Genomic DNA, 25,580 nt, shown 5'->3' with positions numbered 1-25,580 from the left:
GCAGGTCAGACGGCCGGCACACATCGAGACCAAGGCAGTGGCCCCGACAGGGGCATAATGAGGCGCAATGGCAATCACTGATATCAACGAGTACGCGCACCTGACCGACGCCGACGTGGAAGCACTCGGTGCCGAGCTCGACGCGCTCCGCCGTGAGATCGAGGCGGACCGCGGCATGCGCGACGTCCGGTATCTGCGGCGCACCATCTTGGCGCACCGTGCTCTCGAGGTCGCGGGCCGAGCGGCTCTCATGGGCAGCCGTTCCCGGCCGCTCTGGCTGCTGGGCACCGGAGCGCTCGCGCTGTCGAAGATCATCGAGAACATGGAGCTCGGGCACAATGTGATGCACGGGCAGTGGGACTGGATGAACGACCCGGAGGTCCACTCGACCACCTGGGAGTGGGACATGGTGTGCGCGGCGCCGCACTGGAAGCACTCCCACAACTACATCCATCACAAGTACACCAACGTCCTCGACATGGACCACGACGTCGGTTACAAGACGTTGCGGGTCACGCGGGACGAACCGTGGAAGCCCAAGCAGCTCCTCCAGCCGGTCACCAACATCCTCCTCGCGGCGCTGTTCGAGTGGGGCATCGGTTTGCACGACCTCGACATCAAGGACGCGATCTCGGGGAAGAAGCCCAAAGAGGTCGCGATCCCGCAGCTGAAGGTGTTCGCGCGCAAGGTCGGCAAGCAGTTGGCCAAGGACTATGTCCTGTTCCCCGCGCTGTCGGGACCGAATTTCAAGCACACGCTGACCGCGAACCTCAGTGCCAATCTGATCCGCAACGTGTGGGCCTACGTCGTCATCTTCTGTGGTCATTTCCCGGACGGCGCGGAGAAGTTCACCGCGGAGTCACTCGAGAACGAGACGCAGGGCCAGTGGTACCTGCGGCAGATGCTCGGTACGGCGAACTTCGACGCCGGGCCCGCGATGGCCTTCTTCAGCGGCAACCTGTGCTACCAGATCGAGCACCACCTGTACCCTGATCTGCCGAGCAACCGGTATGCCGAGATCGCGGTGCGGGTACGCGCTCTCTGCGACAAGTACGACCTTCCGTACACGACGGGATCGATTGTCGTGCAGTACCTTCAGACGCTGCGCACGATCAACAAGCTGGCCCTGCCCGACTCGTTCTTGCGCGACACCGCCGATGATGCCCCGGAAACCGCGTCGGAGCGGCGTTTCGCCGGGATGACCCCCCGCGCCGCCGGCCTCAAGACCGCGATCCGCGAGCTGCGCGCCCGGCGTCGCCGGCGGTAGCGCGCCACTCGGTCACTCCGGCGAACGGGGCTCCTCGGCCGCGTCGCCCTCGCCGCCGCTGACCGCCACCAGGAGGTGGCGCACGGCCATCGCGCGACGATACGAGTGGCCGGTCAGCTCGTCGAGCTTGCACTCGGGATCCGCCGGTGGGCCCAGATGTGTACAGCCGCGGGGACATTCCTCGATGGCGGCGTCCAGATCGTCGAAGGCGGCGACGATGTCGTCGGGTCCGACGTGCGCGAGTCCGAACGACCGGATGCCGGGTGTGTCGATGACCCAGCCACGCGGGCCGGCGTCGTCGGGCAGGGCCAACGCCACCGACTGGGTGGAGGTGTGCCGGCCCTTGCCGACTCCCGACACCACGCCGGTCGCCCGATATGCGTCCGGGACAAGACGATTGACCAGAGTGGACTTGCCGACCCCGGAGTGGCCGATGAACGCGGTGATCCGACCGCGCAACGTCGACAGGATCGCGTCGAGCGGGTCGTCGCGGCCCGCGCACACCACCGGCAGGTCGAGATCGGCGAAGGCCGCGGTGAATTCGGCGGGATCGGCGAGATCCGATTTCGTCAGGCACAGGATGGGGGACAGGCCGCCCACGTAGGCCGCGGCCAGTGCGCGTTCGACGAATCCGGTGCGCGGCGGCGGATCCGCCATGGCGGTCACGATGAGGAGCGCATCGGCGTTCGCCACGACGATCCGCTCGTAGGGGTCGGAGTCATCGGCGGTGCGGCGCAACACCGTTCGACGATCGGCCACCCGGACGATACGCGCCAGCGTGTCGGGCCGGCCGGACAGGTCGCCCACCAGCGACACGTCGTCGCCGACGACGATCGGGGTGCGACCCAGCTCTCGGGCGCGCATCGCGACGACGCGCCGATCCGGGTCGCCGTCGAGCACCACGCCCCAGCGACCGCGATCGACCGAGACCACCATGCCCTGCTCGGCGTCGTCGTGCGACGGTCGCGTCTTGGTGCGCGGTCGGGTGCCCTTCCCGGGACGGACCCGGACGTCGGATTCGTCGTAGCTCGCCGCGCGGCGACTCAACGGCGCGCCCGTCCTCGAGAGCTCATGCGCGCCCCAACATCTGCTGCCACATCCCTGGGAAGTCCGGCAGCGTCTTGCTCGTCGTCTCGATGTCGGCGACCACCACACCGGGTGTCACCAGGCCGACAATGGCTCCGGCGGTGGCCATCCGGTGGTCGGCGTAGGACTCCCAGGTACCCCCGCGTAACGGGGAGCCGGCGGTGCCGGTGATGCGCAGTCCGTCGCCGGTTTCGGCGCATGTCCCACCAAGGCGGGTGATCTCGGTGGTGAGCGCGGCGAGCCGGTCGGTCTCGTGGCCGCGGAGATGGGCGATCCCGGACAGTACCGACTCGCCGTCGGCGAGCGCGCACAGCGCGGCGATGGTGGGGGTGAGCTCGCCGATGTCCCGGAGGTCGAGGTCGACGGCCTTGAGCACCTCGGGGCCGCGCACCGACAGCGTGCCGTCGAGGTGCTCGACGGCGCAACCCATCGCGGCGAGGACGTCCGCGATCCGTGCACCGGGCTGCGTGGTCACGGCGGGCCAGTACGGCACCCGCACGGTACCGCCGGTGACGGCTGCCGCGGCGAGGAACGCGGCGGCGTTCGACAGGTCGGGCTCGACCGTCCAGTCGACGGCCGCGATCGGTCCGGGTGCGACGCGCCAGACATTCGGTTCGGAGGTGTCGACGACGACGCCGGCCGTCGCCAGCATCTCCACGGTCATGTCGATGTGCGGGGTCGACGGGACGGCCGCGCCGACGTGCCGGACGACGACGCCGGCCTCGAACCGGGCCGCCGACAACAGGAGCCCCGACACGAACTGCGATGACCCGGATGCGTCGATGGTGACCTCGCCGCCGGGCACGGTGCCGGCAGCGTCGATGGTGAACGGCAATCGATCGCCGTCGACGGCGACACCCAGCCCGCGCAACGCGTCGAGGATGGTGGTCTGCGGCCGTTCGCGCGCGTGGGGATCGCCGTCGAAGACCACGCGCCCGGTGGCCAGGGCCGCGGCCGGCGGCAGGAACCGCATCACGGTCCCGGCGAGGCCGCAGTCGATCGCGGCACCCCGCAGGGGTCCGGGCACGATCGAGACCGTGGTCTCGCTCGCGGGGTCGATGCGGATCTCGGCGCCCAGGGCCTCGAGCGCGGCGAGCATCAGGTTCGTGTCGCGGCTCCGGAGGGTTCCACGGACGGTCGACGGCCCTCGGCGAGGGCGGCGAGGACGAGAGCGCGGTTGGTGATCGACTTGGAACCCGGCAACTCCACGGTTGCATCCAGGCCGCCCTTGGTGATCGTCGGCGCGTTCCAGGAACTCATGGCGTCCAGTCTGTCATGGGGTGCTCACGTTCCCCGGCGCCGATGGGGCGTCCACGGCGATGGGTTCCCGATCTATCGCGTGTCTTTGCGCAGCGGGTGATCGGCGGGGATCTGGACGACGATCAAGGTCCGGCCGTCGGGATCGGTCGCGTGCATCTCGATGAGACCCCACGGCTCGGTGCGCGGCTCGCGGGTCACGGGAACGCCGCGGTCGCGGAACTCGGCGGCGACGGCCTCGGCGTCCCGGACCTGAAGCCAGAGAACCGAATCGCTGGACGGGGCCGGCTCGTCGGTCTTCATGTGCGACGAGATCTCGATGAGCCCGTTGCCGGCGAAGAACACGACACCACCCGGATACTCGCGGTGGACCGGCAGACCGAGCCGCTCGCGGTAGAACGCCTGCAGGCGTTCGGGATCGGCCGAGAGCAGGAGCACCCGGCTGGCCAGGACCTCCATCTACTGCCCCTCGGTGGTGCCGGCGGAGCCGCCCAGGGCGTGTCCGCGGTTGAGGTCGCTCCCGTGGCTCGCGGCCTCGTACGCGGCCCGTTCGCGGGCCAGCCGTTCCGTCTCGCCGATGGGCGTCGAATCGCCGAACGCGAACGCGGAATCGTGCGGCCACTCGTGCGGGAGGTCGGGGTCGACGATGCGCCCGTCGTCGTCGATCGGCTCGAGATCAGAACTGGGGGACATGGGTTCCACGATAGGCCGAACCGGGCGCGGTGCGCGGGATTCGGGAGCGGCCCGACCGTTGCGCGATCGTGCGGTCGTCGCAGTACAACCGCAAGGTCGGCGGCCTACCGTTGTCGTCGGGGTCGGGCGTTTCGTACGCGATCACCGGGAGGGATCATGACCAGCATCGAGCACCGGACCGAGCACCGAGACTTCGCCGAACCCGACGAGGTACGCACCTTCGGGCACGGGCAGGTGGAGCTACTCACCGTTGGGACGTCGGACATCGGCCGGCTGACCCTGGAACCGGGCTGGCGATGGTCGGTCGACGTCAAACCGATCGCCGGTACCGAATTGTGCGAGGCACCGCACTTCCAGTACCACGTGTCCGGGGTCATCCACGTCGTGATGGCCGACGGCACCGAGTTCGACGCCGGGCCGGGATCGATCACGTCCCTGCCGTCCGGCCACGACGCCTGGGTGGTCGGCGACGAACCCGTGGTCCTCGTGGACTTCTACGGCGCCAGCAACTACGCCAAGCAGCAGACCGGGTGACGACCGACCACGGCCCGAACCGAACCCGTCACGAACCGCGCCGCGAGAACCCGCCCGAGGTGTAGCCGTCCCAGGTGTCGAAGAGCCGCAACACCTTCGGGTCGCCGAGGCTCTTGATGTGATAGGCCAGATCCTTGGGCGTGGCCGGATTGGTGACGATGAACGGGTGCAGCGACGCGTCGTGGTCGGCCAGGTAGCGGAGCGTGTCGGCCGGGGTGTCGGGGTCGGCGGCCGTTAACGCGTCGCGTGGGTCGAAGGCGGCGGCGCGGACGCCGTCGGCGCCGGAGAGGTCGGTTGAACCGTCGGGTGCACCGACCACCGCGATGTCGCCGGTGTTGTGGTAGTCGACCGGATCGGCGGAAACACTGCGCGTGTTGAGCAGGAGGTTCAACACGATCGCGGTGAGCGCACCCGCGGAGATCCCCGAATGGAAGATGGTCTGGAACCAGTCGGGGAACTGGGCGTAGAGATCCAGGACCACGTTGACCGGCGCCTCGCCGAGTTCACGGTCGGTGTAGTAGATCTTGGCCTCGGTCAGCATGGCGACACCGACGGAGATCGCGACGACCAGGATATTGGTGTTGTTCAGCTTCGCCTTCGCGAGCGTCCGGATGCCGCTGGCCGCGACCATGCCGAACAGGGCGACTCCGGCGCCGCCGAGCACCGGCAGCGGTATGCCCTCGACGACGGCGGCCATCTTGGGCAGCAGGCCGAGGACCACCAGGATCACGCCGGCGCAGGTCGCGACGTGGCGGGTCTTGACCCCGGTGATCGCGACGAGGCCGACGTTCTGCGCGAAGGCCGTGTAAGGGAACGTGTTGAACACGCCGCCGAGTGCGGTGCCCAGGCCGTCGGCGCGCATCCCGTCGGCCAGCTTGCGCGGGGTGATCTTCTGGTCGACGATCTCGCCGACGGCGACGATGTCGCCGGTGGTCTCGGTCATGATCACGACGCCGACGATGATCATCGAGATGATGGCGCTGACCTCGAAGGTGGGTGCGCCGAACTGGAACGGCTGCGGGATGCCGACCCACGGGTACTCGCCGACCTGATCCCAGTGCGTCATGCCGAACGGGATCGCGATCAGGGTGCCGACCGCCAGGCCGAGCAGGATCGACACCCGGCGGATCGCCGCGGGGGCGAATCGTTCGATGCCGATGATGACGGCCAGGGTGAGGAATCCGAAGGCGATGTTCTTCGGGTCGCCGAAGTCGGGGCCCGCGGCGGTGCCGCCGCCGAACCAGCCGGCCGCCACCCGCATCAGGGACACCCCGATGATGAGGATGATCGTCCCGGTGACCAGCGGCGGGAAGAAGCGGATCAGTCTCCCGACGATCGGTGCGACGGCGATCATGAACAACCCGCACGCGATGACCGACCCGTAGATGGCGGTGATGCCGTACGAGGTCCCGATGGTGATCATCGGGCCGACCGCGGCGAAGGTGACGCCCTGCATCAGCGGGAGCCGGACCCCGAACCGCCAGAACCCCACGGCCTGCAAGATCGTCGCGATGCCCGCCACGAACAGGTCCGCCATGATCAGGTGGACGATGTCACCCTGCTCGAGTTGGCCGGCGCCGACCATCGCGCCGCCGACGATGAGGGGTACCGCGACGGCCCCGGCGTACATGGCCAGGACGTGCTGGAGGCCGAGCGGGAACAGCTTGATGAACGGCGGGATCTCGTCCACCGGATGTGCGGCGGACCTTCCGTTCTTGACGACATCGAGAACCGACATGGTCTTCAGTTCTACGGTTCGCACGTTTCCGCGAAGGCGCGAGCGTGTATCCGCGACGTTTCCGCCAAGATATATCCGTGATGGCCACCGCCTCCCGCCGCAGCGCGGGAATCCTGCTCTATCGCCGGACGACGTCGGCGACGGTGCCGCTGCCGTCGAAGTTCTCCTCGTGTTCCCCGGGGTCCGATCTGGGCGCGTAAACCGGACGCGGGGTCGTGGTCGGTGCCCAAGGGGCTCGTCGAACCGGGCGAGGACGAGTGGGCCGCCGCGCGACGTGAGTACGCCGAGGAGATCGGGAGCCCGGTGCCCGACGCCCCGCCGATCGAACTCGGCGAGGTCAGGTTGAAGAGCGGCAAGAGGGTGATCGGATTCGCCGTGGAAGGCGACCTCGACGTCGTGTCGGTCGTCAGCAACACGTTCGAGCTGATGTGGCCACCGCGGTCGGGACGGATGCAGGCGTTCCCCGAGATCGACCGCGCCGAATGGTGTTCCGTCGATCTCGCGCGGACCCGGCTCAACCCCGCTCAGGTTCCGTTCGTCGACCGTCTGCTCGAGGCGCTGGGGTCCGCGGACCCGGCGTCACCGAGGAGGTAGGTGCGCGTCAGGTCTCGCCACAGCGGGAGATGCGGGTCGGTCAGCGGGTCGCGCCGGTCGATGAGGTAGGTGGTCGCCGCGCCGCGCATGCTCGTCAGGAGCAGCGGGTAGAGGGCGGCGTAGCGCGGCGACGCGGTCAACTCGGGACCGAGGAACCCGGCGACCGCGCGCCGGACGGTCTGGCCGATCTCGCGTTCGGTGGGGAGCAATGCCGTCCGCAGATTGGCATTCGTCCGCGCCGCGACCCACAACTCCATCGACGCGACGAAGTACGGCTGGTGGAACGTCGACCACCCGACGTCGGTGGCCAGCGCGATGCGCTGGACCGGATCGGCCGGCCATTCGACGTGGCTGGGCAGTTCGGCGATGCGGGTGCGGGCGAGGTGTCCGACCGCAGCCATCAGGAGGACGTCCCGCGACGGGTAGTGGTGCAACAACCGGCCCCGGCTCACGCCCGCCTCGTTCTGGATGGCGACCGTGCTCGCGGCGGCGTATCCGCGATCGACGAGGACTCGGATCGCGGCATCGAGGATGCGGGTCTGCGTGACCCCGCTGCGTTGCTGCCGCGCGCGCGGGGCGCCGGGAGAGGTGGTCACACGAGGATCGTAGTTCGGCACGGCGCGGATGACCCGCGGCCTCACACGTCGAGGATGTGCGGGAGGCCCGCGCGGTAGCGATCGCGGTCGATCTGTTTCAGCGGCTCGAGCATCGGCAGTTCCCAGAGCGGGAAGACGGTCGCCGCGCGGGCGGGGCTGTCGGCCGCGGCGATGATCGCGTTGGTCACCCGGCGGCCGGATTCGTTGGCGCCCTCCATCGTCGCGAGATCGATGTTGCTCCGGACGTGGTCGCCGCCGATGAACAGATTCGGAATCGACGTGTAGGCGTTCGGCCGGTTCTTGTACGAGCCGGCGGTGTTGACCATGAGCGGTGTGGCGTTGGCGATGGACGGCGACCAGGTGATCCCGGGGTCGAGGGACCAGGTGACGATCTCCTCCGAACGCAGGAGCTTCCGGGCCCCCGAGTTCATCGCTCGGCTCATCTGGGCCCACACTTCCCGCGCGATCTCTTGCCGGGTGCACTGTTTGGCGGGTTTGCCGTAGCGGATGCCTGGCTTCTCCCACTCCGAGATGTCAATGGACAGACAATCTTTCACTCGCCCGTCACCGTAGGTGCGCGCGAAGTCGACGTTCCAGGGGCGGGCCTGGAACAGGCCGGTCAGAGCCCAGGGGGTACCCAGCGCGGCGATGTGGCTCGGCGGCATGTCGGCGCGCCGGGACAGGAAGTACTGGATGCCGACCATCCAGTCGTCCTTGAGGGCGTGGATACCGGCCAGCGACGGGTCGGCCGTGACCAACTCGGGCGACAACAACGGACGGAGGCGATCGATGGGCATCGCGGCGACATACCAATCGGCATCGACCGGGGCGCCGGAGGTGAGTTGCGCTCCACTGATCCGGCCGCGCGTCAGATTCAGTCGCGCCAGGCCGGTCCCCATCTCGAAGCGGACGCCGCGACCGCGGAGGTGGGCCACCCACGGGTCGATCCACGCATGATTGGTGGGGCGGTTGAGGATCCGGTCGACGCCGCCGTGGACGAGCCCGGCGTCGTATCCGCTGATCAATCCGGTCGCCGAGGTGGCCAGCGCCAGTCCGATCTGGCCGATCGTCCGTGCCGAGGCGGTGTCGGGTTTCGCGGCGACGAGCGCTCGCGTGAGGGCGCCCACGAGATATCGCTGATACGCCCGTGACTTGCCCTTGGACTTCACGAACTGCATCCAGGACTGGTTCTCCCACTGGCCGATTCGACGTTCGGTGCAACTGGTCGCGATGATCAGCTCGCGGGTGACGAAGAACGCGAGTTCGGGAGGCGGCACATCGACGACGAACTTGAGTCCGGTCATGAACGCGTTGCGCAGGTTGTCCAGCGTCACGATCTCGTTCGCGTGTTGGACGAAACCCATGATCGATGCCGGGGCGGTGGTCGGGGCATACCCGGCGTCGTCGAAGGCGACGACCGCCGACTCGACGTCGATGAGGTGACGGTCACGAACGTTGCTGTTGCCGACGGGGATTCGCTCCATGGTGTCCGGCACGTGCTGGTAGCAACCCGGGAAGAACCGGAAACCGTGCTCGCCGGGGAGAGCGAGGCGACCACCCCGTGCGGTGCCGGGGACATCGTGGCTGTAGGCCTTGCCGCCGAGGCGCGACGGCTCGTAGACCGTGACCCCGAAGCCGCGCTCGACGAGTTCATGCGCCGCGGACAAGCCGGCCATCCCGCCGCCGAAGATCGCGACGTCGCGTCCGCGGCCGGTGCCGTGTCGTGGCACCGCACGCGCAGAGGGAACCGTGACGCCCGGTAGGGCCACTGCGGTACCGGCCAGGACTGCGGCGGCAGCCGATCCGCGCAGCATGGACCGCCGCGGAAAGCTGTTCGGCGAGTTGCTGTTCGAAGTGGAAGTGGCGTCCGACATCCCCATGACCCCTTTGTCGACGACTGTCCGCGGCGATGGAGAACAGTCAGCGTTGACTTATCTGCTGTGATGTCTACCACAGCGTCAAAGTGGGTCGGACGGTTTTGGCGAATCGTCTCACGGGGTGCTCCGACGCGCCCCGCGGTTGCCTACGACGGTTCGCGGCCGGTGAGGGTGCGTTGGCGAAAGTACTCGTGCAAACCGTCGAAAACGGCATCCGAGACCGACAGCGTGTGTTCGTCGTCGCCGATGAGGGAGAGGCCGCGCAACACGACATCGAGGCCCGGCGCTTCCGGAGCGTCGTAGCGGTCGTCTTCGATGTCGGCTTCGTGGATGATCTCTGCGATCGCCCACAAGACCGGGTCGGTGAGTTCGTACCGTTTCAGGATCGTCTCGAACGTGCAGTCGCCGTCATGATGGCCCAGTTCGACCCCGCGCATGTCGAACGGCGTTGCGTCCGAGGGGATTTCGTCTGCGCTGGTGACGAAGACGAACTCGGCGGCGGGATCGACGTACCGGCGGATCAGTCACGCGCACGCCGCCCGGTCGATGTGCACGCCGGCCCGGGTCGCCCACCTCACGACGGCCTCGCCGGTTCGGTCTCGAGGAGTCGGTCGGCCAGTGTGCGAAGTGCTTGTCGGGCGGTCTCGCGCGACTCGGTCGGAAAATGATCCCGTCGGGTGACCTCACGGAACCTGCGACGCAGGACGCCGAGCTGTTTCGCGGGGTCGGCATGGTCTTCCGCCTGCTGCGCCTCGACGACTATCTCCGCATACTCGGCTCCGCGGGCCAGCTGGAGTTCGGCGCGGATGCGTTCGAATTCGGCCGGGTTGGTGGGCGCGGCCGACCAGACCTCGCCGGATCCGCCTGCGCTGACCGCATCCTCGGCCACCCACTCGAGCTGTTCGCGGGTGCGGGCGCTCGCGGGAAGCAGTACCACCCCATCGGTCAACTGATAGGCGCCGTACTTCCGGAGTTTGCGCCAGATCGCGATCCGCGGCGTCGACGGCTCTCGGGGAACCCGATACACGAGCATCACCCAGTCTTCGGACACTCCAGCACCTCCTCGGCATGCCATCCGATCATGCACCAGCGGTCGATGTCGTGGCCCGCCGCTCACTGCGCGTTCAACTCTGGACAATCTGATTGTAACCGTGGTTGCATCTGCTGGGAGCCGCACGATCGCGGCGTCGTGGGCACGTTGGTGCGTGGTGGAAGGGGTGCGAGTGGCGATGTCGGAGAGATCCGGTCGACCCGGGAGTTCGGATGCGTCGAGACGTGCGGACGGTCCGCCGGAGGCCGAAGGGTCGGCGGCCGTCGAGTCGGGTGACCACGTCGACCCGACCGCGGGGGTCTCGCTGCGGACCGCGACCCGTGCGTGGTTCCTGATCTCGCTGCAGACCTTCGGGGGTCCCGCGGGTCAGATAGCGGTGATGCAGCGAGCACTGGTCGACGACCGGCGCTGGATCGGCCAGCGCCGGTTTCTCCACGCCCTCAACTACTGCATGCTGCTGCCCGGGCCCGAAGCCCAGCAATTGGCCATCTACGTGGGTTGGCTGCTCAACGGAACCGCCGGTGGGCTGATCGCGGGCATCCTGTTCGTCCTGCCCGGGGTGATCGCGATACTCGGGCTGTCGGCGATCTACGTCGCCTTCGGCGCGACGACCATCGTGGCGGCCCTGTTCGCCGGCATCGGCCCCGCGGTGCTCGCCATCGTCGCCCAGGCGGTCACGCGGGTGAGCAAACGGGCGCTCACCGGGCCGGTGCAGATCGCGATCGCGGTCGCTGCGTTCATCGCCCTGGCGGTCTTCGCTGTCCCATTCCCGATAGTCATCGCTGTGGCCGGCGTCCTGGGCTGGCTGACCGGCCGCCGTGTCGTCGCTGCCCAGAAGGAGGTCGCCGACGACGGGCCCGCGCCGATCATCGCCGACGACGCGATCCACACGGCATCCCCGAGCTGGCGTCGCGCCGGGTTGGTGCTCGGTGTCGGTGCGCTGGCCTGGATCATCCCGATGGGCATCGTCGTGGCGACCACGGGGACGGGCAGTGTGTTCACCCAGCAGGGCACGTTCTTCACGTGGACCGCCCTCATCACCTTCGGCGGCGCCTACGCCGTCCTGGCCTACATCGCCCAGCAGGCGGTCGAGGTCTACGGCTGGGTCACGCCGGGTGAGATGGTGCGCGGACTCGGACTCGCCGAGACGACCCCCGGCCCTCTCATCATGGTCGTCCAGTTCGTCGCGTTCCTCGGCGCCTATCGCGATCCGGGCGGTCTCGACCCCTGGGTCGCGGCGACCATCGGCGCACTCCTGACCACCTGGGTCACGTTCGTGCCGAGTTTCGTGTTCATCTTCCTCGGCGCGCCGTTCATCGAGAAGCTCCGCAACAACCGGCATCTGACGTCCGCGCTGAACGGCGTCACCGCCGCGGTGGTCGGCGTGATCGCCAATCTCGCACTGTATTTCGCACTGCACACGCTGTTCCGGGACACCACGGTCGTCACCGCCGGGCCGTTGCACCTCGCGGTCCCGCATCTCGACACCCTGCGTCCGTTGGCCGTGGTGATCACCGTGATCGCCTTCGTCCTGATCTATCCGCTCAAGCAGTCGGTGCTCCGGACCCTCGGCATCTGCGCGGTGCTCGGCCTGCTCGCCGCCGCCGTCGGCCTGCCCCTGACCTGAACGACCCTGACCTGAACGGGTGTCGTCAGGGCACGAGGAACGGGCGGATCCAGTCGGGCGAGACATCACGGGCGACGCCGGCCGCGGTCTCCTCGTCGACGTCGACGAGAGGGTAGTGCTCGGCGCCCGCCGCGGTGGCGAGAATGAGTGTGGTGACGCCCGCCCGGCGCTGGAAGAGCGACGTACGGCTGGCCCAGCCGATCACACCGTCCCGGTCGACGACGACGCGTTGCCGCGCGACGCTCGGCGGTGCGATGACCACCGAGCGAGAGGTCAGCCGATGCCCGAGGTGCCGGGCGCGGACGACACCGAGCGCCGTCGAGCCGAGAACGGCGACGACCCCCACCGCCAGCCATGGCGCCGGCAGGGCGCGCGTGAGTACCGCGACGCCGATGGCGATGAACACCACTGCGCCGGACAGGAATCCGCGGTTGATCCGACGCCGCCCGGCGGTGACGCCGTGTCCGACGAGCGGCGTGGTGAGCTCGGTGCGTTCGTCGGTGACCAGACCGGCGACGCGCATCGCCTCGTCGATCGGTGCCGGTGGGAGCAGTAGCGGGTGCTTGGTGCTGCCGGTGGCGATCGCCTGCAGGCGAGCGCCTTTGAGTGGGCGCATGAGGACCGGCTCGGTGAGGTGACTGCCGCGGATGCGCCGTTCGTCGAAGCTGATCGCGTTGGTGGTCAGCAGTCCGCGTTCGGTGCGCAGGGTCCCGTCGGGGGAGCGGAGGAGCCGGAAGTTCCAGTAGTTCAGGACGTACCCCAGGACGGACAGGATTCCGCCGACGACGATCACGAGCAGACAGGCACCCAGCACGACGAGTCCGATTGCGGTCTCGCGGATGGAGTCGACGGCATCGCGCGCGAATCCGATCCCCTCCGCGAATACCCCGGCGTCGTTGGCGATCTGCGCGGCGAGGCCGGCGGCGCCCGCGGCCAGTGCGAGCCCGGCGACGGAGAAGGGGGAGTAGCGCAGCCACGAGGTCTGGAACCGCGCCAGGACCGTGGGGTCCTCGGCCGCCACCGGGGCGGTCGGGTCGTCGGGGTCGGTGCCGGCGGGCGCCGACGGTCCCCGCAGGGTGCGCGTGGCCATCAGATTGTCGTGCAGCGCCCGCGCCTCGTCGACGGTGAGTGCGGTGAGGACGACCGCCGACGACTCGTCGTCCCCTCCGGTGCCGATCTTGACCTTCTGCAGTTTCAGCACGCGGTGAACAGGGGACGCGGTGAGGTCGACGCTGCGGATGCGGTCCCGGCGCGCGGTCGCGACCTTACGTGTGACGAGCCCGCTGCGCACCCGGACGTGCTCATCGGTGACCTGGTAGCGCGTGGTCAGCCAGGGCACCACCGTCACGAAGGGCACGATGACCGCGGTGGCGATCAGGGTGAACAACGGCGCGCCCGAGCCGGCGAAGACCAGCGCGATCACGACCGGGATCAGTGAGGGCAGGAGCTCGACGGGTTTGACGGCCATCATCCACGGCGACAACCGGTGCCAGTCCTCCGGCCCGTCGACGGCGAACGGCTCAGGTCGCGTCATCGGTGAAAGCCTGTGTGCGAATGGTCAGATCGGCGGCGGTAGTCCGTGCGACCTCCGCGTCGAGACCGGCGATGTGGATCGTCCCGGCCGACGACGCCGTGGTCACGGTGAGGGTCGCCAGCCCGAGGAACTGTTCGATCGGCCCGGCCTCGGTGTCGACCACCTGGATCCGGGCGATCGGGATGATCACGCGGTGCCGGACGAACCAGCCCGATTGCGAGTACACCGCGTCATCGCTGACCTCCCAGCGGTGAAAGCGGTAGCGCCACTGCGGGACAATCGCGACCCAGGCGACGGTCACGACGACCACCGCGACAGCGGCGAGCACCGCGATCCATCGCGCCTGGTCGACGACGACGGCCACCACGACGGCGACGACCACGCCCAGGACCCCGAGAACGAGCGGGCCGATGCGCCACAGGGTCTTGGCGCGTGGATCGACACTGTTGACCGGGTCACGCAGGGTCGGGTGCACCGGCACGGTCGGATCAGATGAGGGGTCCATTGCCGCCAGTCTAGGGGTGGGTTCCCCGCCCTAGGTGACGGTGATGCCGCCGTCGACGGGCAGCGTCTGGCCGGTGACGTATCCGGCTGCGGCCGAGGACAACCAGATCGCGGTGGCGGCGAGCTCCTCGCCGTGTCCGGTCCGGCCGAGGAGTACCCGGGGCATCTGGGAGTCGAGATATCCCGGTTGGTAGGTGTCGGTCATCTCGCTCTCGAAGAACCCAGGGGCGATGGCGTTGACGCGAATGCCCTTGCGCGCGCCCCATTGCTGGGCCAGGTCGCGAGTGAGGCCGATGACGCCGGCCTTGCTCGCGGCGTACGCCGCCTGCGGCAGCCCGGCGGTGGTGATGCCGAGGATCGACGAGATGTTGATGATCGAGCTACCCGGTTGCATCACCCGCCCGCAGGCCTGGGCCATCCAGTAGGAGCCGTTCAGGTTGACGTCGATGACGCCGCGGAACTGCTCGGGGGTCTCGCGGGTCGCCGGGTACGCGGTCCCGACGCCGGCGTTGTTGATGAGCACGTCGACCTTGCCGAAGGTCTCCATCGCGGCGTCGACGACCCGTTGACACTGCTCGGGGTCGGCGACATCGGCGGGGACCACCAGCGCCTTGCGGCCCAGTTCCTCGACGGCGGCAGCGGTGTCGGCGAGCTTCTCCGCCCGTCGCGCGGCGAGTACGACATCCGCGCCGGCTTCGGCGAAACCGCGGGCGAACGAGACCCCCAGCCCGGACGAGGCGCCGGTCACGATGACCACCTTGCCGGTGGTGTCGAACAGATCCATCACGGACATCGTTGTCTCCCTTGAGTACTCAGCACGGTGACCGACGCGGGGCGCCGGTCGAGTCGGAATCGGCGTCAGAACCAGGACGGTTCGACGTCGAGGGTGGTGCGGTCGAGTGCGGTCAGCAGATCGAGCTGTGGGCCGGTCTTGGGTAGTTCATACCGGAAGAAATACTGTGCCGCAGCGCGTTTGCCGTCGTAGAAGTCACCGGTCCGGCCGTCGGCGGCGAGGAGTTGTTCGAGCCAGATCCAGGCGATCACGATGTGGCCGGCCGTCTCCAGGTAGATCGTGGCGTTGGCCAGCGACAGCTTCGGGTCGCCCGCCGACCAGATGTGCGCGGTCACCTTCACCAGCCGGTCCACCACCGCGTGCAGCGTGTCGGCAAGGGTGTCGAGTCCGTCGACAGTCCGTGCGCGGGCGACGGTGGCCTCGATCGTCTCGGCCAGCGCGGCGAGACCGGCCCCGCCCTGCATGATCACCTTGCGCCCGAGCAGGTCCAGGCCGTGGATGCCGTGGGCGCCTTCGTGGATCGGGTTGAGCCGGTTGTCCCGGTAGTACTGCTCGACGTCGAATTCGCGGGTGTAACCGTATCCGCCGTGGACCTGGATCGCGAGGCTGTTCGCCTCGAGACACCACTGGGAGGGCCAGCTCTTCGCGATCGGGGTGAGTACCTCGAGCAACAGGTTCAGCCGGTCGCGTTCGGCGGGGTCGGTCGTGGTGGCCGCCTCGTCGACGAGGGTGCTGCAATACAACCCGAACGCGAGAGCGCCTTCGACGTAGGACTTCTGGGCGAGCAGCATCCGACGCACGTCGGCGTGTTCGATGATCGGGACCGGTTTGGTCGACGGATCCTTGTGGTCGACGGGTCGGCCCTGCGTACGCACCTTCGCGTAGTCGAGGGAGGCCCGGTACCCGGCGTAACCCAGTGCGGTGGCGAGGAATCCGACGCCGATGCGCGCTTCGTTCATCATGTGGAACATGTAGGACAGGCCGCGGTGTTCGTCGCCGACGAGGTAGCCGACAGCGCCGGGAGCGGAGCGAGCGGGCTGATCGTCCACAGCGCCGGGAGCGGAGCGGGCGGGCTGATCGTCCACAGCGCCGGGAGCCGTCTGGGTGGAGTCGACGGGGAAGGTGCCGTCGCCGAAGTTGAGCAGGGTGTTGGTGGTGGCGCGGTTGCCCATCTTGTGGTTGAGGCCGACGAGCGCGACGTCGTTGCGTGTTCCGTCGGCGAGGTATTTGGGCACGATGAACAGCGAGATGCCCTTGACGCCGGGGCCGCCGCCGGGGATCTTCGCCAGGACGAGATGGACGATGTTCTCGGTGAGTTCGTGGTCTCCGCCCGAGATCCACATCTTGGTGCCGGTGATGCGGTAGGTGCCGTCGCCGGCGGGTTCGGCCTTGGTGGTGATGTCGGCCAGCGACGAGCCGGCCTGTGGCTCGGACAGACACATCGTGCCGGAGAAGCGGCCTTCGACGAGGGGACGGACCCAGGTGTCGCGCTGCTCGGGGGTGGCGTACTCGGCCAGCAGGTTCGCGTTGCCGACGGTGAGGAAGTTGTACGACGACATCGCGGCGTTGGCGGCCTGGAACCACACGGCGGAGGCCTGGCGGATGACGGTGGGCAGTTGCATGCCGCCGAGTTCGTCGTCGAAGGAGGCCGAGATGAGACCGGCCTTGCGGTACTCGGTGAGGCCGGCGACGATCTCGTCGGGCAGGACGACCTTGCCGTCGTCGCCGATGTAGGGCTCGTTGGCGTCGCCGATCTTGTTGGCGGGTGCGAAGCACTTCGTCGCGATGTCGGCGCTGAGTTCGAGCACGGCGTCGAAGGTCTCCCGCGAGTGTGCCGAGAAGCGCTCCCGCGAGGTCAGCGCCTCGACATCGAGCCATTCGTAGAGCAGGAACTCGAGGTCCCGCCGGGACATGGGTGTGGTCATCGCACTTCCTCGTCGTTCAGGTGGGCGGACGCTGGTACGCGGATGTGTCCGTCGCCCGTCCATCATGCCCCGGCACGCCGCGCCCGCGTGCGAGACCCCGGCCCGTTCGTCACACGGTGCGGCAGGGCGTACGTCTCACTATGAGACGACGACGAACCCGCCCGGTGCGATGCGCGCACTGGGCGGGTACGGGGGAGGAGCTGCTAGAGCTCGGTGTCGGGGGTGGCGAACGACCCGGACGGAAGCAGCGGATCGTTGAGACGCTGGGCGTACTGGTCGAAGTAGATTCGCGCGATCAGCTCGCGCCGGCTGCGGACGCCGGCCTTGTCGAAGATCGATTTGAGGTGGTCCTGCACGGTGTAGGCGGAAACGTGCAGGGCGGTGGCGATGTCCTTGGTGGCCACGCTCTGCAGCACCATCTGGGTGACGTCGCGTTCACGGGCCGTGAGCCCGAACGCCTCGACGACCAGCGGGATGATCTCGGGCGGGCGGGCCTCCTCGATGGTCACCACGACCTCGCCGACCCGGCCGTCGGCCGACGACAGCGGCGACGCGTGGATGACGAGCCACATGCCCGACGCCCCGCGCACCCGGAGGCGCGGCGGGACGGAGGACTCACCCGAGCCGTAACGGCGTGCGGCTCCGATCAGGCCGTAGATCGGGTTCATCACCGCCGCGCCGTTCGGACCGGACGCGAGGTCGGCGATGCGCTCCTGGCTGCCTGCGCTCATCTGCACGATCTCGTTGCTGCGGTCGATGATCAGCACCGCCGGGCCGTGGCCGGTCGGCGGTGGCGGACTCGGCGCGTCGACGGCGGCCGGGGCGGCGGCACTCGCCCCGCCGGCGACCACACTGCTCAGCAACCCCACGCGCACGCCGTAGGCGAGAGTGCGCGACAGCGAACCCAGGAAGTCGATCTCGTCGGCGTCGAAGGGCCGGCATCCGGCCCCGCTGCGGAACATCGCGATCCCGGCCCACGCCCGGTCCCCGTCACGCAGCACCAAGCGGGCCTCGTCGTGGAAGCAGTATTCGGGAATCATCAACTGCGACATCCGATTGGACCGTTCGGTGGCGCCCCGGTTGAGGAGGTTGAGTCCGACCGCATCGCGTTTGGCGGCCACCATCTCGCGGTAGGCCGTCGGCTCGACCTGCCCGTATTCGAGGAGACCCCAGTCCGGGTCCCGGTGATCCTCGCCGAGCAGTGATCCGTACTTGCGGGCGCTGGTGAGCAGGACGGTGTTGGGATCGAAGGTGCCGATGCAGACCGCGTCGACGGGCACCGCGCGGCTCAGGGAGGCGACGGTCTCGGCGAAGAAGTCGTCGAGACCGAGGCCGGCGTGGGCCACGACCTCGATGTCGCGGCGCACACGCTCGGCGGTCAGACTCGATGTCATTCGACAATTGTGGGCATGAGCTGCACGGATGTCTATCCCACAATAGTGGGGTCCCCCGGACGGAGGACACCGGCCGGATCGTGGCGTCGTCGGATGGTCTCGAGGCGCGTCCGCTGGTCGGTCGACCACAGCGCGTCGCGTTCGGTTGCCGTCCGCCCGGAGAAGTTGAGCAGCGCTCCACAGGAGTGGGCGGCCACCGCGTCGGTGACGGCCGCGAGATGCTCACCGACCTGTTCGCCCAGCGGGCCGGCGGGTACGCCGATGGCGAGGACGGAGAACGCGCCATCGCGTCCCACGACGGCGTTGGGTACGCGCTGCGGCGACCGCAACCGGCCACCCAGGAGACGGACCTCGACGATGGCCAGCGGGCTCGCGACCTGCGGCCCGGCTACCGCGAGCAGGGCATCCACGGCAGATGCCGGAAAATCGGCGAGTACGCAGCCGCGTTCGGCGCTCGGCATCGGCCCGGGCGGGTCCATATGTACCGCGTCGAGCGCAGCCGTCGGGAGGACGTCGATGTTCTCCAGGAGGATCGGACCCGCCGACCGCATCGGTGCGAGCAACGCGGCGGCGGTGGCCGGGTCCCCGGTGTGGGTGTAGCGGACGTGCACGGCGAGCTGACCCTGCAGGGGCGGGGGCAGGTTGGGGTCCGGCGGGAGGCGGAGGATCGCCACCGAGGTCCCGGCCTCCTCGGGCAGGGAGGGCGCCCATTCGCGCCAGGCGTGCAGGACGTCGGCGGCCGCCGAGCCGGCGAAGAAGATCCCGCCGCCATAGACCGTGGGCAGATCGAAGAGCTCGAACTCGAGCGCGGTGACGATGCCGAAGCCGTCCCGTCCGCCGAGCAGTGCCCAGAACAGGTCCGAACCCGCGGATGCGTCGACCGTGCGGACGAGACCATCGGCGGTGACGAGTTCGATCGACCGGACATGATCGGCGGCATAACCGAACTGACGACCCAACGGACTCAGCCCGCCGCCGAGTGTGTACCCGACGACACCCACCGACGACGACGAGCCGACGAGCCCGGTGAGGCCGTGCGGAGCGGTCGCGGCGACCACATCGCGCCACCGCGCACCGGCTTCGACGCGCGCGGTCCTGGTCACCGGATCGACACTCACCCCCGCCATCCGGGACGTGGTGACGACGACCGTGCCGCGCCCCTCGATCGGCGATCCGTGCCCGGTCGCCCGCGCACCGACCCGCATCCCGTTCGAGCAGGCATATCGCACGGCGGCGGCGACGTCGGCAGCGTTCGTCGCCCCGACGACCACGTCAGCGGCGGGTATCGCCGCGAGGTTGAAGCCGGTCAGTTCGGCGGTGTAGCCCTCGTCGGCCGGGGTCAGAACGGGACCGCTGACCGCGGAGAGCAGGGCGTCGAAGTCGGTGAAGTCGATGGGTTCGGAGGTGATGGACACGATGCTTCCTTCGTAATGATCTGGGGATGAACGGGTTCGAGCGTCGGTGCTGCTGTGGTGGGCCGCCGGACTCGGCAGCTCCATGGGACTCAGAGTGGCCGACGCCCTTTTGTTCCCGCCATCCCTCGAACGCGGGAAATGCTCGTGCCAGAGTTCTGGGTTCGTGTGCGTCCCAGAAGTCTGGGGGGGCGTCAGTCGACCCGACCCCCGCTGGTTGAGCCGGCACCGAGCGGAGCCGCCGGGCCGAGCAAGCGACGAAGGAGCGCGTCGAGGTCGAGGCGCCGAGTCGAAGCCACTTGGTGACCCGACGCCGCTGCACAACCCCTGCGGACCCAGCCCCACACGCCCGGCGGGTTGCGGATGCGCCCCGGGGGAGCGAGTTCGCGGGATCTTCAGTCCACTTCAGACTCGCAACTTTTCACCCAGAATCCGTAACAGATGTGACTGAAGTTCACCTCTGTCAACGATTCACGCACAATCAACGCGAATCGACGCACACTCGACGAAAAACGCTGCACAGTCGACAGTTTCGAGATTTCTGAGCCTGTGGAAACTCCTCGTAGTCGAACGAATGTTCCGGTACCTTGGAGTCATGCCAGAGCTCACCACGCTCCTCGATCAACTCATCGAGACCACCCCACCCACCGACGACCCGACGGGCAGAGCAACATTCGACGCCCTCGACACGTGGCGCCTGATCCGCAACCTTGCCGATCATCAGATCGTCGCGCACGCAGCGCAACTCGACGAACTCGGTGTCGCACAGGAGGCCGGTAGCACCACCAAGAAACTGCTGATCGAGTCAGGCCACGCACCGGCCGCCGCGCACCGCACCATGCGAAGCGTCGATGCGTTGCCGGGGTTGCCTGCGCTGTCTCGTCATGCCGCTGACGGGCGGCTGTCCGGCGAGGTCGTCGATGCCATCGTCCGCGGCATGAACGAGATCGAAAAACGGTGTGGTGACGCTCTTTCCGAGGGAGAACGCTCCCGGTATGAGATCGAACTCATCGCCCAAGCACTATCCGGTGCTACGCCGACCGAAGTGCTCAAGCATGCTCACGCCATCAGCAACGCCCTCGCCGACGCCTCTGACGCCGGAACCCCAGCGTCGGACGATGCACGCTTGAACTCGGTGAACGCGCACACCACCGACGACGGCCGCGTCGAAGTCCGCGCCGACCTCACCCAGGTCGTGGGTGAGAAGTTCCTGGCTATGATCGACGAACGGTCCTGCCCACGGCCCGAACCCGACGGCGCCGAGGACCGTCGCACCGCCGAGCAACGCCGCGCCGACGCCTTCGAACTGATCCTCGACCAAGCCGCGATCGGCGCGAGCATCGACACCGTCGGAAGCCCACGCACCCAGTTGATGCTGACGATCCCCGCGACCGGAGACCTGGCGACGCTGCCGTGGACCGGATCGGTCAGCCAAGTGACGGCGAAACAGGTCTCCTGCGACGGATCCCTGACCGAGATCATCCTCGACCGTGAGGGCGTGCCGCTGCAGATGGGCCACACCCACCGCTTGTATCCGGCACACCTCCGCAGAGCAATCATCGTCCGCGACACCTGCTGCATCAAATGTGGTGCGCCGCCGTCTCATACGCAGGTGCATCACATCAAGTCGTGGGCAGACGGCGGCGCCACCGACCTCGACAACGGCTGCCTGCTCTGCCAACGCTGCCACACCCAGGTCCACCACCATGGCTGGGACATCGTGATGGGATTCGACCGTCATCCCTGGCTCGTCCCACCCGCGATCATCGACCCGCAACGTCGACCACTACCCGCTTACAACCGACGCACCATGCGACTCGACGACGCCGCCTGACCGGCCCTCCGTCACACTTTCGCGTAGCACCTTCTGCACCCGGACCGTACCCGGGACCGCGTCCGTCCCTTGACAACTCCACAGTGCTGCCCCTCCGTACTCCGTTACCGCAGCGGATCACCGTCGCGGGAACGGGGTGTCGGACGAACACGCAACGCCCCCGTTCGGCAGCAATCGCGCCCTCGAGCCACACTCCGCGGAACTTTCGGGGCGTGCCCTGGCTGAGTCCGTCGTCGACCACCGATGAGGGAGCACTGCGACGGGCCGGGGCGCGGTTGAACCGCTCGACCGCGACGGTCGAGCAGCGGGCGCCCGCCACCATGGATGGGGTGAGACCGGTACGACAGATCAGCCAGTGCCCCCGCCGATCGCCTACATCTACACCCTCGCGTTCATCGGTGGGGATCTCGGAGTGCAACGGACTGGAGTGCACCGGACAGGAGTGGTCGACGACGGCATGGTCGTCGGCGGCGTTGTGAGGTAGCGATCTCTGCGTAATGCCGTTACCGGGTCGGTGCTTTCGCGATCTCACCGGGCAGAGCAACTGGGTACTGCTCGGCGTTGCCTGATGACGAACGCGCCGTAGGTCAGTCCGCCAACGCTCGGTACGTCGCCGCCTCGAAGTCGCGGTACCCGTCGATCGATGCGGGGTCGACGAAGGGGAAGATCTGGGTGGCCCAGAAGCCGCCGATCCGGGTGTGGGGATCGATCCAGTAGTAGAGGTTGGCCAGCCCGGCCCACGACTGCGAACCCGCCTTGCGGCCGGTGGGGGTGTCGGTGTCGTTCACCATGAACGGATACGACCAGGATTTCGGTGTCCCCGGATCGAATTCGACATCGTGGCTCAGCGGCGGGATCACTCCGGGCAGCCGTCGCACCGCGAGATCGCCGATCTGGTTGCGCAACGCCGTGGTGACGGTCTCCGGGCGCAGGATCTGTTGACCGCGGTCGGAGCGGCCTTCGCGCAACCACATTCGCAGGAAGGTCAGATAGTCGGGGACGGTGGACCAGAGGCCCTGCCCGCCCATGTCGATCTCGGGATCGGCAGGCTGTTCCCAGCGGTGGTTGGGGACGAGCTCGCCCCGCTTGCGCATGTGCAGGACCGCTCGCCGACGCCGGGCGCCGTCGGACAGCGCAAATCCGGTGTCGGACATGCCGAGTGGGTCGAGGACCCGCTCGTCCATCACCTCGCGGAGACGGCGTCCGGTGACGGCCTCGATGACCTGGCCGGCCCAGTCCACCCCGGAGCCGTACTCCCACTCCGTGCCGGGATCGAACAGCAGCGGGGTTCGCAACGAGGCCCTCGTGGCCGTGGCGACGGCGGGCACACCGTGGTCCGCGGTCAGTCGACGGTAGGTCTCGTTGAAGAAGTCGTAACCGAAACCGGCGGTGTGCGTGAGCAATTGGTGGGTCGTGACATCGGAGGCGGGTGGCCGCAGGCGCGGCCGCCCGTCGTCGTCGAAGCCCTCGATCACCTGCAGCTCGCCGAGCGCCGGGACGTAAGTGCGGGCCGGTGCGTGCAGGTCCAAGGCGCCCTCCTCGACGAGCTGCAACGCGACCGTCGCGGTCACCGCCTTCGTCGCCGAGAACAGAGCGAAGACGGAGTCGACGGTCATCGGCTGCTCGTCGTCGAGCGCACGCACCCCCGCGGCACCGAGGAAGACCGTCTCCTCGTCGGTCGTGACGCCCGCGACCACCCCCGGCACCCGCGGCGCGCCCTCGGTCCGGGCGGTCAGGATCGGGGTCACCTCCTTGGCGAGGCGTTCGGATCGGACTGGTCCCGCAGAGGTCATGGAATGGTCTCTCCTCATCGAAGTGGAACGTGACCGGCCCCGACGAACGTCCGGAGTCGGTCGATGGCGAGGGTGAGGTCGTCGGTGGATGCGGCGTAGGACAGACGGACGTACCGGTCCGCGCCCGCGACCCCGAAGTCGTGGCCCGGGGTCAGGGCGACATGGGCTTCGGCGAGCGCCCGGTCGCAGAACTCGGCCGACGTCAGGCCCGTGGAGCCGACGTCGAGGTAGACGTAGAACGCGCCGTCGGGGATGACCGGCACGTCGAGTCCGATGTCCGCGAGCCCGTCCACGACGAGTTGCCGGCGTCGCGCGAACTCACGACGGTTCTGTTCGGCCACCGCCAGGGAATCCGGCGTGAAGCAGGCCAGCGCCGCGTATTGCGACGGCGTGGGCGGGCACACGTAGAAGTTCTGCGCCAGCCGCTCCAGCACCCCCACGAGTTCCGCGGGCACGATGCACCATCCCAGCCGCCAACCCGTCATCCCGAAGTACTTGGAGAAGCTGTTGATCACGACCGTCTCCGCGACGCCCGGCGAGTCGGCGGCCAGGATGCTGCGCGGCGGCCGACCGTCCGGTCCGGGGTCGGACAGCCCGAGGTAGATCTCGTCGACGATCGACCAGCCGTCCCGGGCCGCCGCGAGCTCGCACATGGTCACGAGTTCCTCATACGGCATCGAGGTGCCGGTCGGGTTCGACGGGGTCGCCACGATGACGCCGCGGGTCGCGTCCGTCCACGCGTCGTCGACTTCGGCGGCGGTGAGCTGGAACCGGTTGGCGGGGCTGGTCGGCAGGAGCCGGACCTGTGCGCCGAAGGCGTGCGCGAACTGGCGGTTGCACGGATAGGACGGGTCGCCGATGAGGACCTCGTCGCCCGGGTCGATCAACGCCGCGCAGGCCATCAGGAGTGCCGCCGACGCGCCGGCGGTGACCGCCACCCGCGCGGGATCCACCGACGCCCCGAAATGGTGGCCGTAGAAGTCTGCGATCGCCTCGCGCAACTCCGGGAGGCCGAGGGCACCGGTGTAGGCGAGGGGACGGCTGGTCGCCTCGCGGGCGGCGGCGAGGACCGCCGGCGGTGCCCCGAAATCGGGTTCGCCGATGTTCAGCTTGACGACGGAATGACCAGCCGCCTCGAGTTCGGCGGCGCGCTTCGCGAACTCCATCGCCTGGAACGGGGCGATCCCTTCGGCACGTCGGGAGATCCTCATGGGTGACATTGTGCGCGTCGGGATATCTGGCACCCGACCCCACCTCTCCGGCGGCGACGCGCACCGGCAGGCAGGATGTGGGGGTGCCCATTCCCGAATTCATCCGCGATCTGCGTGCCCAGGTCGGTACCCGCGAACTCTGGTTGTCCGGCGTCAGCGTCGTCGTCTGCGACGACGCCGGGCGGGTGCTCCTCACGCGCCGCGTCGACAACGGACAGTGGGCCGTCGTGTCCGGCGTCCTCGAACCGGGAGAGGAGCCGGCGCGGGCGGCCCTGCGCGAGGTCCGCGAAGAAACCGATGTCAGCGCCGAAATCATCCGACTGACCAGCATCGACGTCACGCCGCTGATCACCTACCCGAACGGCGACCGGACCCGCTATCTCGACGTCTGCTTCCTCGCGCGCCACGTCGACGGCGATCCCCGGGCCGCCGACGACGAGAACTCCGACGTCGCGTGGTTCGCGCCCGACGCATTGCCGTCCGACCTGACCGACACGTCGGCACTGCGGATCGAGAAGGCGCTGGCCGGCAACGCCGAGGCGTGGTTCCGACGGTAGGGGTTCCAGCGGTAGGGGGTCCCTCAGGGAAGTCCCTGAAGTTCGCCCCAGAAGTGCCGCCGAGCATCGCTTTCCGGCTTCGGCGGGCGCAGACTGGGCTCATGACCACATCGACGAACAACACCACCGGCATGACCTTCTGGAAGGTTCTGGGCATCATCGCGGTCGCGCTGATCGCACTGGCCGTCCTCGGCCCGCTACTCGAGGGACTCTTCTGGATCGCCCTCGTCGCACTCGCCCTCTACGGCGGCTACATGCTGTTCCGTTCGAACAAGAAGAACACGCCCCCGACCACCTACTGAC

Annotated in this window: 23 protein-coding genes and 1 pseudogene; 7 read left to right on the top strand and 17 right to left on the bottom strand. The window is 68.5% G+C overall.

Features of this window, described 5'->3' with window-relative positions; translation table 11 throughout:
- The first annotated feature begins 67 nt into the window (after positions 1 to 67).
- Positions 68 to 1,267: a fatty acid desaturase gene (locus tag QAD21_RS17780; protein ID WP_065631851.1), complete on the top strand. Its 1,200-nt coding sequence runs from the start codon at positions 68 to 70 to the stop codon at positions 1,265 to 1,267.
- A gap of 12 nt (positions 1,268 to 1,279) precedes the next feature.
- On the opposite strand, the gene rsgA is transcribed toward QAD21_RS17780, so the two are convergent.
- From rsgA to QAD21_RS17760, 4 genes and pseudogenes are all read right to left on the bottom strand, one after another.
- Positions 1,280 to 2,314 carry a ribosome small subunit-dependent GTPase A gene (gene rsgA / locus QAD21_RS17775; RefSeq protein ID WP_068970078.1) on the bottom strand — a complete coding sequence of 345 codons (1,035 nt, stop codon included), beginning with the start codon at positions 2,312 to 2,314 and terminating at the stop codon, positions 1,280 to 1,282.
- 22 nt (positions 2,315 to 2,336) lie between these two features.
- A pseudogene (gene aroA / locus QAD21_RS17770) lies at positions 2,337 to 3,613 on the bottom strand (3-phosphoshikimate 1-carboxyvinyltransferase).
- 72 nt (positions 3,614 to 3,685) lie between these two features.
- On the bottom strand, positions 3,686 to 4,069 hold the full coding sequence (locus tag QAD21_RS17765; RefSeq protein ID WP_068970080.1) for a VOC family protein: 384 nt from the start codon (positions 4,067 to 4,069) through the stop codon (positions 3,686 to 3,688).
- Positions 4,070 to 4,303 (bottom strand): hypothetical protein, encoded by a 234-nt coding sequence (locus tag QAD21_RS17760; RefSeq protein WP_068970081.1) that lies wholly within the window; start codon positions 4,301 to 4,303, stop codon positions 4,070 to 4,072.
- 156 nt (positions 4,304 to 4,459) lie between these two features.
- Here QAD21_RS17760 and QAD21_RS17755 point away from each other — a divergent pair, with 156 nt between their 5' ends.
- On the top strand, positions 4,460 to 4,837 hold the full coding sequence (locus tag QAD21_RS17755; RefSeq protein WP_068970082.1) for a cupin domain-containing protein: 378 nt from the start codon (positions 4,460 to 4,462) through the stop codon (positions 4,835 to 4,837).
- Positions 4,838 to 4,865: 28 nt separating this feature from the next.
- Here the strand turns inward: QAD21_RS17755 and QAD21_RS17750 are convergent, their stop codons facing one another.
- Positions 4,866 to 6,575, bottom strand: a complete 1,710-nt coding sequence (locus tag QAD21_RS17750; RefSeq protein ID WP_068970091.1) for a nucleobase:cation symporter-2 family protein — start codon at positions 6,573 to 6,575, stop codon at positions 4,866 to 4,868.
- Positions 6,576 to 6,797: 222 nt separating this feature from the next.
- Here QAD21_RS17750 and QAD21_RS17745 point away from each other — a divergent pair, with 222 nt between their 5' ends.
- On the top strand, positions 6,798 to 7,169 hold the full coding sequence (locus QAD21_RS17745) for an NUDIX domain-containing protein (protein WP_280359913.1): 372 nt from the start codon (positions 6,798 to 6,800) through the stop codon (positions 7,167 to 7,169).
- On the opposite strand, the gene QAD21_RS17740 is transcribed toward QAD21_RS17745, so the two are convergent.
- The 4 genes from QAD21_RS17740 to QAD21_RS17725 all read right to left on the bottom strand — a co-directional run bounded on the left by QAD21_RS17740 (position 7,100) and on the right by QAD21_RS17725 (position 10,693).
- Positions 7,100 to 7,765 (bottom strand): TetR/AcrR family transcriptional regulator, encoded by a 666-nt coding sequence (locus QAD21_RS17740; protein ID WP_068970092.1) that lies wholly within the window; start codon positions 7,763 to 7,765, stop codon positions 7,100 to 7,102. The genes QAD21_RS17745 and QAD21_RS17740 overlap by 70 nt on opposite strands.
- 41 nt (positions 7,766 to 7,806) lie before the next feature.
- The gene (locus QAD21_RS17735) at positions 7,807 to 9,639 is read right to left on the bottom strand and encodes an FAD-dependent oxidoreductase (protein WP_139115424.1); all 1,833 of its coding nucleotides are present in this window, start codon (positions 9,637 to 9,639) and stop codon (positions 7,807 to 7,809) included.
- Between the two features lie 149 nt (positions 9,640 to 9,788).
- On the bottom strand, positions 9,789 to 10,163 hold the full coding sequence (locus tag QAD21_RS17730; protein ID WP_280361781.1) for a chromate resistance protein ChrB domain-containing protein: 375 nt from the start codon (positions 10,161 to 10,163) through the stop codon (positions 9,789 to 9,791).
- A 53-nt stretch (positions 10,164 to 10,216) separates the two neighbouring features.
- Positions 10,217 to 10,693, bottom strand: a complete 477-nt coding sequence (locus QAD21_RS17725) for a Chromate resistance protein ChrB (RefSeq protein WP_068970084.1) — start codon at positions 10,691 to 10,693, stop codon at positions 10,217 to 10,219.
- 172 nt (positions 10,694 to 10,865) lie between these two features.
- On the opposite strand from QAD21_RS17725, the gene chrA reads away from it, so the two are divergent.
- On the top strand, positions 10,866 to 12,320 hold the full coding sequence (gene chrA / locus QAD21_RS17720; protein WP_068970085.1) for a chromate efflux transporter: 1,455 nt from the start codon (positions 10,866 to 10,868) through the stop codon (positions 12,318 to 12,320).
- A gap of 25 nt (positions 12,321 to 12,345) precedes the next feature.
- On the opposite strand, the gene QAD21_RS17715 is transcribed toward chrA, so the two are convergent.
- The 6 genes from QAD21_RS17715 to QAD21_RS17690 all read right to left on the bottom strand — a co-directional run bounded on the left by QAD21_RS17715 (position 12,346) and on the right by QAD21_RS17690 (position 19,885).
- On the bottom strand, positions 12,346 to 13,854 hold the full coding sequence (locus tag QAD21_RS17715) for a PH domain-containing protein (RefSeq protein ID WP_068970086.1): 1,509 nt from the start codon (positions 13,852 to 13,854) through the stop codon (positions 12,346 to 12,348).
- On the bottom strand, positions 13,841 to 14,359 hold the full coding sequence (locus tag QAD21_RS17710; RefSeq protein WP_068970087.1) for a PH domain-containing protein: 519 nt from the start codon (positions 14,357 to 14,359) through the stop codon (positions 13,841 to 13,843). The genes QAD21_RS17715 and QAD21_RS17710 overlap by 14 nt, the downstream gene beginning before the upstream one ends.
- 30 nt (positions 14,360 to 14,389) lie before the next feature.
- A complete protein-coding gene (locus tag QAD21_RS17705) occupies positions 14,390 to 15,151 on the bottom strand; it encodes a glucose 1-dehydrogenase (RefSeq protein ID WP_065631863.1) in 762 nt (253 codons plus the stop codon).
- Between the two features lie 65 nt (positions 15,152 to 15,216).
- Positions 15,217 to 17,076, bottom strand: a complete 1,860-nt coding sequence (locus QAD21_RS17700; RefSeq protein ID WP_068970088.1) for an acyl-CoA dehydrogenase — start codon at positions 17,074 to 17,076, stop codon at positions 15,217 to 15,219.
- A gap of 203 nt (positions 17,077 to 17,279) precedes the next feature.
- On the bottom strand, positions 17,280 to 18,470 hold the full coding sequence (locus tag QAD21_RS17695) for a helix-turn-helix transcriptional regulator (RefSeq protein ID WP_068970089.1): 1,191 nt from the start codon (positions 18,468 to 18,470) through the stop codon (positions 17,280 to 17,282).
- 32 nt (positions 18,471 to 18,502) lie between these two features.
- Positions 18,503 to 19,885 (bottom strand): FAD-binding oxidoreductase, encoded by a 1,383-nt coding sequence (locus QAD21_RS17690; RefSeq protein WP_280359911.1) that lies wholly within the window; start codon positions 19,883 to 19,885, stop codon positions 18,503 to 18,505.
- A gap of 571 nt (positions 19,886 to 20,456) precedes the next feature.
- On the opposite strand from QAD21_RS17690, the gene QAD21_RS17685 reads away from it, so the two are divergent.
- The gene (locus QAD21_RS17685) at positions 20,457 to 21,716 is read left to right on the top strand and encodes an HNH endonuclease signature motif containing protein (protein WP_137810408.1); all 1,260 of its coding nucleotides are present in this window, start codon (positions 20,457 to 20,459) and stop codon (positions 21,714 to 21,716) included.
- Between the two features lie 587 nt (positions 21,717 to 22,303).
- On the opposite strand, the gene QAD21_RS17680 is transcribed toward QAD21_RS17685, so the two are convergent.
- Positions 22,304 to 23,509: a serine hydrolase domain-containing protein gene (locus QAD21_RS17680; RefSeq protein WP_137810409.1), complete on the bottom strand. Its 1,206-nt coding sequence runs from the start codon at positions 23,507 to 23,509 to the stop codon at positions 22,304 to 22,306.
- A 14-nt stretch (positions 23,510 to 23,523) separates the two neighbouring features.
- A complete protein-coding gene (locus QAD21_RS17675; protein WP_280359910.1) occupies positions 23,524 to 24,720 on the bottom strand; it encodes a pyridoxal phosphate-dependent aminotransferase in 1,197 nt (398 codons plus the stop codon).
- Positions 24,721 to 24,803: 83 nt separating this feature from the next.
- On the opposite strand from QAD21_RS17675, the gene QAD21_RS17670 reads away from it, so the two are divergent.
- On the top strand, positions 24,804 to 25,277 hold the full coding sequence (locus tag QAD21_RS17670; protein WP_058251917.1) for an NUDIX domain-containing protein: 474 nt from the start codon (positions 24,804 to 24,806) through the stop codon (positions 25,275 to 25,277).
- A 101-nt stretch (positions 25,278 to 25,378) separates the two neighbouring features.
- Complete coding sequence (locus QAD21_RS17665) at positions 25,379 to 25,579, top strand: hypothetical protein (RefSeq protein WP_058251916.1); 201 nt, start codon at positions 25,379 to 25,381, stop codon at positions 25,577 to 25,579.
- Position 25,580: the final 1 nt, after the last annotated feature.

It is taken from the genome of Gordonia sp. SMJS1 (assembly GCF_029866425.1).
GTDB classification, from domain to species: domain Bacteria; phylum Actinomycetota; class Actinomycetes; order Mycobacteriales; family Mycobacteriaceae; genus Gordonia; species Gordonia hongkongensis.
The sequence above is the reverse complement of the archived record's forward strand: the minus strand, read 5'-3'. Positions and strand labels throughout refer to the sequence as shown.

Excerpts from the sequence above, each read along its gene's own strand:
- QAD21_RS17780 (WP_065631851.1), top strand. The coding sequence starts at position 68 with ATGGCAATCACTGATATCAACGAGTACGCGCACCTGACCGACGCCGAC.
- QAD21_RS17765 (WP_068970080.1), bottom strand. The coding sequence starts at position 4,069 with ATGGAGGTCCTGGCCAGCCGGGTGCTCCTGCTCTCGGCCGATCCCGAA.
- QAD21_RS17760 (WP_068970081.1), bottom strand. The coding sequence starts at position 4,303 with ATGTCCCCCAGTTCTGATCTCGAGCCGATCGACGACGACGGGCGCATC.
- QAD21_RS17755 (WP_068970082.1), top strand. The coding sequence starts at position 4,460 with ATGACCAGCATCGAGCACCGGACCGAGCACCGAGACTTCGCCGAACCC.
- QAD21_RS17750 (WP_068970091.1), bottom strand. The coding sequence starts at position 6,575 with ATGTCGGTTCTCGATGTCGTCAAGAACGGAAGGTCCGCCGCACATCCG.
- QAD21_RS17735 (WP_139115424.1), bottom strand. The coding sequence starts at position 9,639 with ATGTCGGACGCCACTTCCACTTCGAACAGCAACTCGCCGAACAGCTTT.
- QAD21_RS17715 (WP_068970086.1), bottom strand. The coding sequence starts at position 13,854 with ATGACGCGACCTGAGCCGTTCGCCGTCGACGGGCCGGAGGACTGGCAC.
- QAD21_RS17710 (WP_068970087.1), bottom strand. The coding sequence starts at position 14,359 with ATGGACCCCTCATCTGATCCGACCGTGCCGGTGCACCCGACCCTGCGT.
- QAD21_RS17705 (WP_065631863.1), bottom strand. The coding sequence starts at position 15,151 with ATGTCCGTGATGGATCTGTTCGACACCACCGGCAAGGTGGTCATCGTG.
- QAD21_RS17700 (WP_068970088.1), bottom strand. The coding sequence starts at position 17,076 with ATGACCACACCCATGTCCCGGCGGGACCTCGAGTTCCTGCTCTACGAA.
- QAD21_RS17695 (WP_068970089.1), bottom strand. The coding sequence starts at position 18,470 with ATGACATCGAGTCTGACCGCCGAGCGTGTGCGCCGCGACATCGAGGTC.
- QAD21_RS17685 (WP_137810408.1), top strand. The coding sequence starts at position 20,457 with ATGTTCCGGTACCTTGGAGTCATGCCAGAGCTCACCACGCTCCTCGAT.
- QAD21_RS17680 (WP_137810409.1), bottom strand. The coding sequence starts at position 23,509 with ATGACCTCTGCGGGACCAGTCCGATCCGAACGCCTCGCCAAGGAGGTG.
- QAD21_RS17675 (WP_280359910.1), bottom strand. The coding sequence starts at position 24,720 with ATGAGGATCTCCCGACGTGCCGAAGGGATCGCCCCGTTCCAGGCGATG.
- QAD21_RS17665 (WP_058251916.1), top strand. The coding sequence starts at position 25,379 with ATGACCACATCGACGAACAACACCACCGGCATGACCTTCTGGAAGGTT.